This window comes from Delftia sp. JD2 (assembly GCF_001682645.1).
Classification (GTDB): Bacteria; Pseudomonadota; Gammaproteobacteria; order Burkholderiales; family Burkholderiaceae_C; genus Comamonas; species Comamonas acidovorans.
On sequence record NZ_LFJT01000022.1, the window covers coordinates 41,386 to 53,916 of the forward strand.

Genomic DNA, 12,531 nt, shown 5'->3' on the forward strand with positions numbered 1-12,531 from the left:
GTCAGCCCTTCATCAATTCGCGCAGCTTGAGCTTGTCGATCAAAACGGTCTCTTTTTGATAGACCGTGTTGACGTATTTCTCGTAGTCCGGGCCGTCCAGGTACAGCAGCGGTGCATCCAGCTTCTCGGCCACGGACTTGAACTCGGGGCTGGCCACGGCGGCGCGGAAGGCCTCGCGCAGCCTGGCCGCCACGGCCGGGTCCAGGCCACGCGGCGCGCCAATGCCGTTGGGCGCATCGACCACCACGTCGTAGCCGCATTCGCGCAGCGTGGGCACGTCCTTGAAGCGCGCCGTGCGCTGCTCGCCCCAGGTCGCCAGCAGGCGCAGCTTGCCGGCCTCCACATGCGGAGCCCAGGAGCTGGAGTCGGCCAGCGCATCCACATGGCCGCCCAGCACGCCCTGCAATGCCTCGGCACCGCCCTTGTAGGGCACATGGTTGAGCTGTATGCCGGCCACGCCCGCAAACTCCTCCATGCCTACATGCGTGGCACCGCCCACGCCTGCATGGGCATAGGTCACCTGGCCGGGCCTCGCCTTGGCGGCGGCCACGAAGTCCTTGAGCGTCTTGAACGGCGAATGGGCGGGCACGGCAATGCCGAAGGTCTGGCCCGAGGTGCGCGCGATGTAGGTGTAGTCCTTGCGCGGATCGGCCTGCAGGCTGCCCAGTTGCGAAAAGCGCGTGACCGAGATGGGAATCTGGCCGATGGTGTAGCCGTCCGCCCTGGCCGAGGCCAGCGCCTTGGCGCCGATCATTCCCGATGCGCCCGCGCGGTTCTCCACCGCGATCGGCTGGCCCAGCAGCTTGCCGGCCACCGTGCACAGCGCGCGCATGGACTGGTCGGCCGTGCCGCCCGCAGGCCAGGGGCAGATGAAGGTGATGGGGCGTTCGGGCCAGTTCTGGGCGAAAAGAGGTCCGGTGGCGGCCAGGGCGCTGGCGCCGAGGGTGGCGAGCACGAATTCGCGCCGGCTTGCATGGCGTGTGCGTGGGGTGTTCATCGCTTGTCTCCTGTATTGGCTTTTTGCAGCCCTGTGATCCGGGCCTTGGGCTGACTGGCGCGATTGTTCAGCGCCTGATCATGACAATCCAATGAAAAGATAGACTGGCTTCATAACCTCAAAGCTATGAAGATCCCATGAGCAAGATAGACCGCGTGCTGCGCTCCAACCTCAAGCTGCGCCACCTGCAGCTGCTGGTGGCCCTGGACCAGTTCCGCCACCTGGGCCGTGCCGCCGAGTTCCTGGCCGTGACCCAGCCCGCCGTCTCCAAGACCCTGGCCGAGATCGAGCGCATGCTGGACATGACGCTGTTCGAGCGCTCCACGCGCGGCACCGAGCCCACGGCGGCCGGGGTCAGCATGGTGCGCTTTGCGCGCTCGGTGCTGGCGGGCTTCGAGCGCACGCGTGATGAAATGGCGGCCGAGGCCAGCGGCACGCGCGGGCGCACCAGCGTGGGTGCCATGGTCGTGGCCACGCCCGTGCTGCTGGCGCGGGCCGTCGAGCAGTTGAAGGCGCGATCGGCCCAGACCACGGTGCTGGTCGAGGAGGGCGATCTCACGCGGCTGCTGCCCAAGCTGCGCATGGGCGAGCTGGACCTGTTCGTGGGCCGGCTCGAACCCGGCTATGCCTCGCCCGACCTGGAAACCGAAGCCCTGTACGACGAGCCCATGGTCGCCGTCGTGCGCCCCGGCCATGCGTTGCTGGCGCAGCCTGCGAGCTGGCAGGCGCTGGCCGACATGCCCTGCGTCATGCCCCCGCCCTGGGCATCGCTGCGCGTGAAGCTGGAGCAGCAGTTCTTCGCCCACGGCCTGCATCCGCCGGCCGATCTGGTGGAGTCCGCCTCATTCCTGTCGCAGATCAGCTTCCTGCACCAGCGCGGCGCCGTGGCCTTCATGGCGCGCGGCGTGGCGCAGCATTTCGCGCAGCAGGGGCTGGTCGCCGTGCTGGACCTGCCCGTGCCCATTGACCTGCCGGCCGTGGGCCTGATCACCCTGCGCGGCCAGCCGATGACGGCGACGACGCGGTTGCTGGTGGAGTGTTTGCGGGCGGTGGGGAACGGCCTGGCGTCGCGCTGAAATCGTCTTGGGAAGAGGAAGCGGAAGCGGAAGTGAGCCTGGGGCCGGCCGGATGCCGCGTCAGCTCTGCGCCACCGGCATGCCCACCACCAGCCCATTCAGCTGTGGCGATACCGTGATCTGGCAGGCCAGCCGCGAGTCGCCGCGCACGTCGAGGGCGAAGTCCAGCATCTCCCTTTCGCCGCCCTGGGCCGGGCCCACGCGGTCCAGCCACTCCGGTTGTATGTAGACATGGCAGGTGGCGCAGGCACAGGCGCCGCCGCATTCGGCATCGATGCCCGGCACGCCGTTGGAGACGGCGGCGCGCATGAGGCTCTGGCCGTCCGTGGCCTGTACCACGTGCTCGCGGCCGCTGTGTTCTATGAAGGTGATGGTGGTCATGGCGTGGGTGGGGCTTTTGGGGGGAGGGGCGGGAAACCGGGGTCGGCGCAGTGCGTGGCGGCGATGGCCTTGCGCGCTGCCATGAATTCGCCCGGTGAGTTCACGCATTCGGCGGCGCACAGCTGGCCACCGCGCAGGTGCAGGACGGCGAACCTGCCGCTGGCCGGGTCGCCGCGCAGCACGGTCTGATCACCCTGGCCGGGCAGGCCGGCGATCTGCAGCTTGGTGTCGTACTGATCGGACCAGAACCAGGGCGCTTCATGGGCGGGCAGTGCGCGGCCCGTGATGGCGCAGGCTGCGCGCCGGGCCTGTTCGAGCGCGCTGGGCACGCTTTCGAGCCGGTGCAGCCCGGGGTAGCCGGCCAGCGGGCGGCGCGTGGCATCGCCTATGGCGTAGATGCCGGCCATGGCGGTACGGCCTTCGCCGTCCACGGCAATGCCGCCCGCGCAGTCCAGGCCGAGGGACTGCGCCAGCTCCACGCTGGGCGCTGCGCCCACGCCGATGAGCACGGCATCGCACTCGAGGCGGGAGCCATCGGCCATCCTCAGGCCCGTGATGCCGGTGGGGCTGTCGCCCTGGATGGCGGTGACCGAGGCGTTGAAATGCACCTCCACGCCCTGGCCTGCATGCAGGCCGTGCAGATGTGCGGCCATCTGCGACGAGGCGCTGCGCGACAGCAGCCTGCCTTCGCGCTCGATGACCCGGACCTGCACCCCCAGCTTGCGGGCCGTGGACGCGACTTCGAGACCCACATAGCCGCCGCCGATGATGGCCAGGCAGCGGGCGGTCTGCAGGTGGCCCCGCAGCGCCTGCGCGTCTTCCATGGTGCGCAGGTAGGTCACGCCGGGCCGCTCACCCCCGGGCAGGGCCAGCCAGCGCGGTGCGGCGCCTGTGGCAATGACCAGGTGGTCGTAGTGCAGTGCCGACCCGTCGTTCAGCGCTACCTGCCGCGAGCCCGGCTCTATGGCCATGGCGCGCACGCCCAGGCGCAGGGCAATGGCCTGGTCGGCATAGGCGCTGGCGGGCCGCAGCAGCAGATCGTCCGGGCCCATGGCCTGCTGCAGCCAGGCCTTGGACAGCGGCGGGCGCTGGTAGGGCGGCAGGTCTTCGCCGCCGACCAGGGTGATGGGACCCGGGTGGCCGTACTGGCGCAGCAGGGCGGCCAGGGTGCCGCCGGCATGCCCGGCGCCGATGATGACGGCGTGGCCTTGGGGGTGTTGTGCGGGGGTCATGATGCACCTTTGCACGAGGCCTGGACTGCGGGGCGGGCGCAGATCTCGTCCCAGGCTTGCCGCATGAAGCGTGCGGCCGCCACGTTCTGCGCCAGCAGGTCATAGCGTGCGCCCAGGCCGTAGTCGGGCAGGTTGATGAATTCGGTGGTGAGGTGGCGCAGCGGGCTGTGCGGGTGCGCGTGGTGGTAGGCCAGCACCTTGCGGATGGCCTCTTTGGAGGGCTCCAGCAGATAGGCGTGCCAGGGCGAATGCCATTCGCCGGGGCCGGGCCGCAGCATGGGGTACTGGATGCCCCGGCCCGGGCTGCCGTCCTCGTTGCGGTGCCACAGGTTCAGGGGCTGGTTGGGACCGGCTGCGCGCAGCTGGGCCCAGCGCACGATGCCCATGTCCAGCCATTGTTCGCACAGCGAGCCGGGCTCGAAGGGGTCCAGCACCAGTTCGCCGCTCTCGACCAGCTCGCGCACGCCCGACAGTTCCTGCTCGGCCGGGTTGCCGATCTTGAAGTTCACATGGCTGTAGTCCAGCGTGAAGTGGAAGGGCACGCCATGCGCCTGCACGCGCCGGGCCACCTCGCGTACGCGCAGGAAATCCTCGGTCCACATGTTGACGTGCAGCTCGAAGCTGGGCTCCACGCCGAGAGACATGGCGTCGTCGTAGACGCGCAGGTAGTGGTCGGTGATCTCGGCATCGTCCAGCACATGGCCGTCGCGGTGGTGCTTGAAGGTCATGATGTTGTGGCAGCGCGCGCCTATGGCCTGGCAGATGCGCAGGTTGTGGGCCAGCAGGGCCTCGTCCTCGCCCAGGCGGTAGAACCAGCTGGCCGTGTGCACGGGCAGGTTGAACTCGGCGATGGCGGCCTCGTACTCGGCCATTTGCGTGCGCAGAGGCAGGCGGTCGAAGCAGTCGAAGGCGCCGGTTTCACTGACCAGGCGGAACTGCTCGCGTATGGGCAGCTCCTGAAGGCCGATGGGCTGGTGGCGCGAGGAGCGCTGCACGCCACGGCCGTTGCAGCCGATGGGCGGGAGGGTGGGGTGGGTGTCGTCGTGCATGGCCCGCTCCTCAGCCGCCCGTGGGCGCGCCCTCGATCATGCGGTCCACCATGCGGCGCATGCGCCGGGGGGCCGCATCGATGGCGATCTTGATGGTCTTGCGCGTGGCAAAGCGCTTTTCGTTGCGCTCTATGGCTTCGAGGATGGCCTTGTCCTCGGCGAAGGCGACGCGGAAGTCGGCGGAGAGGGCCGCATTGGTGTCGGCATCGGCCGTGAAGTTCTTGACGTGCAGCCAGTGGTCGATGGAGGTGTCCCGGTCCACGGGCGTCATGAAGTGGCAGGCATAGATCTGCATGCAGTTGTCGCGCCGGCCCTCGGGTGCGCCCGTGCCCGTGGCGGCACTGCCGAAGTCGATGATGGCGATGCTGGGCGCGTGGTAGTGGTAGTAATGCCAGCGGTCCACGTTGCCGCTGAAATTGCCGTACTTGGCGAACAGCGGAATGGCCGGCGCATCGATGATCCAGCGCCAGGTGACGATGCGGCCGTCCAGCTCCTCGTGGTGCACGGGGATGTCCTCGCTGGCCGCGTTGCCCAGCGTGCTCAGGTGCACGAAGCTCACATGGGCCGGGTCGCAGAGGTTGTCGGCCAGGTTCAGGTAGTTGGCCTGGATGCGCAGCGCATCGCCTTCGACGGCGCTCCACGCCGGGTCGTGGTACTGGGGCAGGTCGAACACCGGCACGCTGTCGGCGCGCGAGGGATCGCCCATCCAGATCCAGACCAGGCCCATGTTCTCCTTGACCGGATAGGAGGTCACCACGGCGTTGCCCGGGATCATGTCCTGGCCCGGCACGCGCGTGCAGCGGCCGCTGCAGTCGAAGGTCAGGCCGTGGTAGCCGCATTCGATGGCATCGCCCTTGAGCTTGCCCATGGACAGCGGCAGCAGGCGGTGGGGGCAGGCGTCCTCCATGGCCACGACGGCGCCGGCCTCGGTGCGGTAGAGCACCACGTCGCGTTCGACGATGCGGTGCGCCGACAGCTGGCAGCCCACGTTGCGCGACCAGGTCAGCGGGTACCAGGTATCGAGTACATAGGTTTCCATGGGGCCTCTCCTTGTTGAGTGTTCACTCAATTTTGTTTGAGTGAACACTCAATTTCAATATGGCGTTTTTCCCTAGAATGGCCGACGCAACGCCCCCTTCACCTGACGCCGTGCCCATGACCACTGATCCCGAGGAAGTTCCCGCCACCCCGAAGCGCAAGGCTGCGCCCGCCAGGAAAGCCGCTGCGAAGTCGGCCCCTGCCAAGGCGTCTGCGGGGCGCAAGCGGACTGCCAAGACCGGCAAGACGACCAAGGAGGCCATCTTGCTGGCGGCCGAGATCGAGTTCGCCAGAAGTGGCTACGACGGCGCCAGCGTGCAGCGCATCGGCAAGCAGGCCAAGTGCTACGAGAGCCTTCTCTACTACCACTACGGCAGCAAGGACAAGCTGTTCGCCGCCGTGCTGGAGAACGCCTACCGCAAGCTGGTGGAGGCCGAGGCGAAGCTGCTGGTGGACTTCGACGATCCGCGCGCGGCGCTGGAGGCCGTGGTGCGCTTCATGTGGCGCTACTACCAGGAGCACCCGGAGCTGATCTTCCTGCTCAACACCGAAAACCTGCTCAAGGGCAAGCACCTGAAGAAGGCCTCGGGCATACGCGACTTCTTTCCCAACGCCATCACGCTGCTGCGCAAGGCCGTGGAATCGGGAATGGCCCAGGGCCTGTTCCGTCCCGATGTGCACATCGACGATCTCTACATCACGGTCATGGGACTGGGCTACTTCTACCTGTCCAACCGCTACACGCTGAGCGCCTTCTTCGACAAGGAGCTGCTGCAGCAGGCCGAGCTGCAGCGCTGGGGCGACCACATGGTGGAGACGGTGTTGCGCGTGGTGCAGCAGCCACCGGCCCAGCCCCAGCCCAGGACTCAGAAATAGTGGCGCAGGCCCAGGCCCCAGGTCTGGCCGCTGCCGGCGCCCGTGCCCGTGATGCGGTCGTGCAGGCTGTTGAGGTAGATGTCCGTGCGCTTGGACAGGGGGTGGTCATAGCCCACGGCCCAGGTGTTGCGCCTGGCCTCTTCGGCGCCCGAGGTGCGCGCATGGCCATATGAAGCCAGCACGGCGCCCGGGCCTGCGGGAATGGACAGGCCGAACTGGCCGCTGTTCCTGCGGCGGTCCGCGCCGGCCACGGTGTCGGCCAGCCGCTGGTACTGGGCGAACAGCTTGACCATGCCCAGATCGTAGGAGCCGCCCAGCAGCCAGGCGCTCTGGCGGTCAAAGCCGGTGGCGGTAGCGGTGGTGGCGGCATTGGGATAGGCCACGCTCTGGTAGGCGAGGGCGGCGGCGAATGCGCCGCCCGCATAGCTGAGGCTGGCGCCGTACTTGTCCGCATCGCGGCGCTGGGATGCGGGCGTGCCGGCCGGCGGCTCGAACGAATACTGCAGCCGTGCCGTGAATCCGCCCCAGGACGGGCTGGTGTAGAGCAGGCTGTCGCTCCAGCCCGAGTCGCCCCGCAGCGGCGCGGCGGCCGTGCCGTTGGGCCCGAAGCTGTGCAGCACCGCGGGTGAGAACGAAAAGGACCCTGCATACGGGTTGAAGGCGATGGTGGCCAGCCAGTAGGGGGTGGTGTTGCGCCCCAGTTGCAGCGTGCCCCAGCCGCTGCTCAGGCCCACATAGGCGCTGCGCGCAAAGAAGGCGTCATTGGCAAAACGCCCTTCGGCGCCGCTGTCCGCGCGGTAGAAGGCCTCCAGTGCAAACACGGCCTTCAATCCAGAACCCAGGTCCTCCGTTCCGCGCAAGGCCCAGAAATTCGTCTGCATGCCGCCTGGTGTGAGCACGCCCGTGCCCTTGTCCGCGCCCAGCGGGCGCGAGAACCCCGCGAAGGCATCGATCTGACCCTGCAGCGTGACCTGCGCGCCCGCCGGCAGCGGTGCGATGGCATGGAGCAGGGCAAGTGCCGGGGCGGCCAGGGCAATGGCTTGTCCTGTCCTTGAATGCAGTCTGGGCATGGGGTGTCTCCTTGGTTCTGATCACGGATGTCATTCCGCGGATTCGGGGTTTTGAAGCGTATGCACTTGAATTGAGTCGGGTTCACTACAAAGGAGCACCAAGGCATTGCGTGAGTTGACGCCCCTTGTTTCCTTTGCGTACAGGGATTTTTGTGCGAATTGATCGATGATTGCTATCGGGAAACTACTTGATTTGTTTTTGACTATCGTGCGTAGCATTGAGCGTAGGCACTTGAAATTTCCACTGCAGACAGATGTTTCCGCCGGATCCGGCTGCAGTGCGCCAACGCGGCGACGCAGGGCCATGAACGGTGGCAATGGTCAACACAGCAAGGAGCTGAAATGTCAGTTCACAGCAATGCAGGCATTGGCGGTATGCAGGGGCAGGGGGTCCATTTGCGGGAGCAGGAGAAGGAGCGGCGGCAGCTGTACGGGCGCGTGACGTGGCGGCTCGTGCCCTTCTTCTGCCTGTGCTACCTGGCCGCCTATCTGGACCGCATCAACGTGGGGCTGGCCAAGCTGCAGATGCAGCAGGACCTGGGCTTCAGCGAGACGGTCTACGGCCTGGGTGCGGGCCTTTTCTTCGTGGGCTACATCCTCTTCGAGGTGCCCAGCAACCTGGTGCTGGCGCGCATGGGCGCGCGGCTGTGGATCGCGCGGATCATGATCACCTGGGGCCTGATCTCGGGCGCGACCATGTTCGTGAGCACGCCCATGCAGTTCTATGTGCTGCGCTTTCTGCTGGGTGTGGCCGAGGCGGGGTTCTTTCCCGGCGTCATGCTGTACCTGACCTACTGGTATCCCACGCGCATGCGCAGCAAAATCATGGCGCTGTTCCTGATCGGCCTGCCGCTGGCCAGCCTGGTCGGGGCGCCGCTGTCGGGCTGGATCATGACGGCCTTTGCCGGCGTGCGTGGCCATGCGGGCTGGCAGTGGCTATTCTTCCTGGAGGCGATTCCCTCGGTGGTGCTGGGCCTGCTGGTCTTCGTCTACCTGCCCAACAGCATCGAGTCGGCCCAATGGCTGTCGCCGCGCGACAAGGGCGTGCTGCGCGCCAACCTCGACAGCGACAGGCTGGCCGAGTCCCACCATTCGCTGTGGGCGGCGCTGTCAAGCGGCCGGGTCTGGCTGCTGGGCCTGATCGACCTGAGCCTGATGATGTCCACCTATGCCATCAGCTTCTGGCTGCCCACCATCATCCGCGAGGCCGGGGTCAGGAGCACGGCCGAGATCGGCCTGCTCACGGCCGTTCCCAATGCCTTTGCCATCGCTGCGCTGCTGCTCAACGGCATCAGCTCCGACCGGCGCCGCGAGCGGCGCTGGCACATCGTGCTGCCGGCACTGGCGGGCGCGGCCGCCATGGCGCTGAGCACGCTGTACACCGGCCATGTGTTCGCCACCGTGCTGCTGTTCTCTCTGGCGACGGCGGGCATCATGGCAGCCTTTCCCGTGTTCTGGTGCCTGCCCGCCACGTTCCTGACGGGGCCGGCGGCGGCCGCAGGCATTGCGCTGATCGCCTCCATTGCCAACCTGGGAGGCTTTGCGGCCACCTATTTGCTGGGCTGGCTCAAGGATCTCACGCACTCGTCGAGCGCAGGCCTGCTGCTGTTCGCCGCCTGCCTGGTGGCCGGCAGCCTCTTGACGCTGGCCCTGCCCAAGGCCGTGGTCAACCGCTGAGGTCAGGCTGTGCGCCTGTTCAGCGCATGGTCACGAACTCCTCGGCCGCCGTGGGGTGGATGGCCACGGTGTCATCGAAGTCGCGCTTGGTGGCGCCCATCTTCAGGGCCACGGCAAAGCCCTGCAGCATCTCGTCCATCCCCAGGCCGATGCCGTGTATGCCCACGATGCGTTCCTCTGGGCCCACGCAGACCAGCTTCATGCGCGCGGGCTGGCGGTGGCGCGTGACGGCCGTGTACATGGCGGTGAAGGCCGATTGGTAGACCTTGACCTGATCGTCGCCAAAGCGCTCGCGTGCCTGCGGCTCGGTCAGGCCCACGGTGCCGATGGGCGGGTGGCTGAAGACCACGGTGGGTACGTTGTCGTAGTCCAGGTGCTCGCCCGTCTTGCCGTTGAACAGGCGCTCGGACAGGCGCCGGCCGGCGGCCACGGCCACGGGCGTGAGTTCGATGCGGCCCGTGATGTCGCCCACGGCGTGGATGCCGGGCACATTGGTGTCCTGGAACTTGTCCACCGCGATGTGGCCGCTGTCCTGCAGCGCCACGCCCGCGGCCTCCAGGTTCAGGCCCGAGGTGTCGGGTCGGCGGCCCACGGCCCAGACCACGCAGTCCACGGTGTGGCTGCTGCCGTCCTGCAGTTGCAGGTCCAGGCTGCCGTCTGCGTTGCGGACCACGGCCTTCGGGGTGGCCTGGCGGTGCACGGCGGGGCCTTCGGCCTCCATGATCTCCATCAGGGTCTGGCTCAGCAGCGGATCGAACCCGCGCAGTGCCGAGTTCTGGCGCAGGAACAGATGGGTCTGCGATCCCAGCGCGTGCAGCACGCCGGCAATCTCCACGGCGATATAGCCGGCACCGACCACGGCAGTGCGCGCAGGCAGGGCCTTGAGGGCGAAGAAGCCGTCCGAGTCGATGCCCAGCTCGGCGCCCGGAATGTCGGGCCGTGCCGGGCGCGTGCCCGTGGCGATGAGGATGTGATCGGCACTGAGCCGCTGGCCGCCCACCTCCACGGTGCGCGCATCCACGAAGCGGCCAAAGCCCTGGATCAGCTCGACCTTGTTGCGCGCCAGGCCGCTTTCATACGAGGCATGGATGCGGTCGATGTAGGCGCTGCGGCTGTCCAGCAGGCGCTGCCAGTCCAGGCGGTTGACGGTGGCATCCCAGCCGTAGTCGGGGCCGTAGCGGTGCATGGCCTCGCCGATCTGGGCCGCATGCCACATGACCTTCTTGGGCACGCAGCCCACGTTGACGCAGGTGCCGCCGATCTCGCCGGCTTCGATCAGCACGCAGTGGCGCCCGTGCATGGCGGCGCGGTTGGCCGATGCAATGCCGCCGCTGCCGCCGCCGATGACGATGTAGTCGTAGTGCTTCATGGAGATTCCGTGCTGTGTCTGAGCGGCCCGAATGCCGCAGCCGGCCATCTTGCCCTGTTCGCCGGCCAGGGGCCTGCGGCGGGGGCAATGCCGTGATCTCCTGTCGGCAGGCTCAGCTGCGCTGCGGCTGCAGCGTCTTCGTGTACAGCGCCTTGCCGTCCAGGTCCTTGAGCACCACGGTCAGCGCCTGGCTGCGGGGGTCTATGTCGAGCTGGCCGAAGAACTGGAAGCCTTCGCTGGGCGCCGAGTTGGCGTGGCCTGCGCTTTTCTGGAAAACGACTTCGCCGCCAAAGGTCTTGTCCATCTCGTTGGGGCCGAAGCCGCCCGCGTTCAGCGGGCCGGAGACGAATTCCCAGAACGGGTCGAAGTCCTGGAAGCTGGCGCGCTCGGGGCTGAAATGGTGGGCGGCCGTGTAGTGCACGTCGGCCGTGAGCCAGACCACGTTGCGGATGCCCGCGTCCTTGATGCCCTTGAGCAGGCGCGCCATCTCCAGCTCGCGGCCCCGGGGTGCGCCATGCTCGCCATTGGCCACGGCCTCCCACTGGGCGCGGCCCTCGGCGTCCTTGCCATCGGGCACGAAGAGGCTGATGGGCATGTCGCTGGCGATCAGCTTCCAGGTGGCGTGGCTGCGCTTGAGGCCGTCCAGCAGCCACTGCACCTGGGGGCGGCCCAGCATGTCGGTGTCCGGGCCTTCGGCCGCCTGCAGGTTGTGGCTGTTGGGGCCGCGGTGGCTGCGCATGTCGATCACGAAGATGTCGGCCAGCGGGCCCTGGGGCAGGCGGCGGTACAGGCGCTGGTGCATGGCCGCGCCGAAGGGACGCATGGGCGCGTATTCCATGAAGGCGCGCTGGCCGCGCGCCGCCAGCAGCTGCACGTTCTTTTCGGTGTAGCGCGCGTCGTTGGCCACGCTCTTGCTGTCCGAGTAGTTGTTGGTGACCTCGTGGTCGTCCCACTGCCAGATCTGGGCGACCTCGCTGCCCAGCGCGCGCACGTTGGCGTCCATGAGGTTGTAGCGGTGGCGGCCCCGGAATTCGTCCAGCGTCTCGGCCACCTTGGCGACCTCGGGCGTGACCAGGTTCTTCCACAGCGTGCCGTCGCGCAGCTTCATCTGCGCGGCGATGGGGCCGTCGGCATAGATGGTGTCGCCGCTGTGCAGGAACACGTCGGGGTCGGTCCTGCGCATGGCCTCGTAGATGCGCATGCCGCCAAAGGCCTCGTTGATGCCGAAGCCCTGGCCTGCGGTGTCTCCGCTCCACACCAGGCGCAGCGGCCGCGTGGCGGGCATGCCCGCCGCCAGCGGCGTGCGAAAGTGCCCCTGCACGGCGGGCGAGCGCACATTGGCGCTGGCAAAGTCCTCCAGCACCACGCGGTAGAAGATGTCCTGGCCCGCAGGCAGGCCCTGCAGGTCGATGCGGCCCGTGCCGTCGCTGCTGTCCATCAGCAGATCAGGCCCGCGCACGCGCGTGGGGTTGGCAAAGCCGGAGGTGGTGGACCATTCGATCCACATGCGCGCATCGCGGCTGGCGCGCGCCCAGACGATGGCGCGGTCGGCCAGCACATCGCCGCTTTGCAGGCCCGAGGGCAGCAGCGGCCGCGCCGCGTCGCGCGTGATGGCGGCGGGGGCCACCTGGGCCTGGAGGATGGAGGGCAGCAGCGAGCCGCCAGCGGCGGACAGCAGAAGATGGCGGCGGAGCATCATGGCGGGGGAGTGGGTGTGGCAGAGCGTTTGGCAGGGCGTTTGGCGACCCAGCCTAGCGCCCACCGAT

Annotated in this window: 11 protein-coding genes; 3 read left to right on the forward strand and 8 right to left on the reverse strand. The window is 67.9% G+C overall.

Features of this window, described 5'->3' with window-relative positions:
- Position 1: 1 nt before the first annotated feature.
- Positions 2-997 carry a tripartite tricarboxylate transporter substrate binding protein gene (locus ACM14_RS14080; RefSeq protein WP_016453812.1) on the reverse strand — a complete coding sequence of 332 codons (996 nt, stop codon included), beginning with the start codon at positions 995-997 and terminating at the stop codon, positions 2-4.
- A 137-nt stretch (positions 998-1,134) separates the two neighbouring features.
- Between ACM14_RS14080 and ACM14_RS14085 the strand changes: the two genes are divergently transcribed.
- Positions 1,135-2,073: a LysR substrate-binding domain-containing protein gene (locus ACM14_RS14085; RefSeq protein WP_065346483.1), complete on the forward strand. Its 939-nt coding sequence runs from the start codon at positions 1,135-1,137 to the stop codon at positions 2,071-2,073.
- A 60-nt stretch (positions 2,074-2,133) separates the two neighbouring features.
- Here ACM14_RS14085 and ACM14_RS14090 read toward each other — a convergent pair whose 3' ends face one another.
- From ACM14_RS14090 to ACM14_RS14105, 4 genes are read right to left on the reverse strand one after another with little or no spacing between them, the layout of a single operon-like run.
- Positions 2,134-2,454: a 2Fe-2S iron-sulfur cluster-binding protein gene (locus tag ACM14_RS14090; RefSeq protein WP_034391415.1), complete on the reverse strand. Its 321-nt coding sequence runs from the start codon at positions 2,452-2,454 to the stop codon at positions 2,134-2,136.
- Entirely contained in the window at positions 2,451-3,686 is a 1,236-nt protein-coding gene (locus tag ACM14_RS14095; RefSeq protein ID WP_065346484.1) for an NAD(P)/FAD-dependent oxidoreductase, read from the reverse strand. The genes ACM14_RS14090 and ACM14_RS14095 overlap by 4 nt, the downstream gene beginning before the upstream one ends.
- The gene (locus ACM14_RS14100) at positions 3,683-4,735 is read right to left on the reverse strand and encodes a xylose isomerase (RefSeq protein WP_065346485.1); all 1,053 of its coding nucleotides are present in this window, start codon (positions 4,733-4,735) and stop codon (positions 3,683-3,685) included. Before ACM14_RS14100 ends, ACM14_RS14095 begins: the two co-directional genes overlap by 4 nt.
- A 10-nt stretch (positions 4,736-4,745) precedes the next feature.
- Positions 4,746-5,774 (reverse strand): aromatic ring-hydroxylating dioxygenase subunit alpha, encoded by a 1,029-nt coding sequence (locus ACM14_RS14105; protein WP_065346486.1) that lies wholly within the window; start codon positions 5,772-5,774, stop codon positions 4,746-4,748.
- A 116-nt stretch (positions 5,775-5,890) separates the two neighbouring features.
- Here ACM14_RS14105 and ACM14_RS14110 point away from each other — a divergent pair, with 116 nt between their 5' ends.
- Positions 5,891-6,649 (forward strand): TetR/AcrR family transcriptional regulator, encoded by a 759-nt coding sequence (locus tag ACM14_RS14110; protein WP_065346487.1) that lies wholly within the window; start codon positions 5,891-5,893, stop codon positions 6,647-6,649.
- Here the strand turns inward: ACM14_RS14110 and ACM14_RS14115 are convergent.
- On the reverse strand, positions 6,640-7,719 hold the full coding sequence (locus tag ACM14_RS14115; protein ID WP_065346488.1) for a porin: 1,080 nt from the start codon (positions 7,717-7,719) through the stop codon (positions 6,640-6,642). The genes ACM14_RS14110 and ACM14_RS14115 overlap by 10 nt on opposite strands.
- 375 nt (positions 7,720-8,094) lie before the next feature.
- Between ACM14_RS14115 and ACM14_RS14120 the strand changes: the two genes are divergently transcribed.
- Positions 8,095-9,396 carry an MFS transporter gene (locus tag ACM14_RS14120; RefSeq protein WP_052155318.1) on the forward strand — a complete coding sequence of 434 codons (1,302 nt, stop codon included), beginning with the start codon at positions 8,095-8,097 and terminating at the stop codon, positions 9,394-9,396.
- A 19-nt stretch (positions 9,397-9,415) separates the two neighbouring features.
- Here the strand turns inward: ACM14_RS14120 and gorA are convergent, their stop codons facing one another.
- Positions 9,416-10,765, reverse strand: a complete 1,350-nt coding sequence (gorA, locus tag ACM14_RS14125; RefSeq protein ID WP_065346489.1) for a glutathione-disulfide reductase — start codon at positions 10,763-10,765, stop codon at positions 9,416-9,418.
- Between the two features lie 112 nt (positions 10,766-10,877).
- Positions 10,878-12,464: an alkaline phosphatase gene (locus ACM14_RS14130; protein ID WP_065346490.1), complete on the reverse strand. Its 1,587-nt coding sequence runs from the start codon at positions 12,462-12,464 to the stop codon at positions 10,878-10,880.
- Positions 12,465-12,531 lie beyond the last annotated feature (67 nt).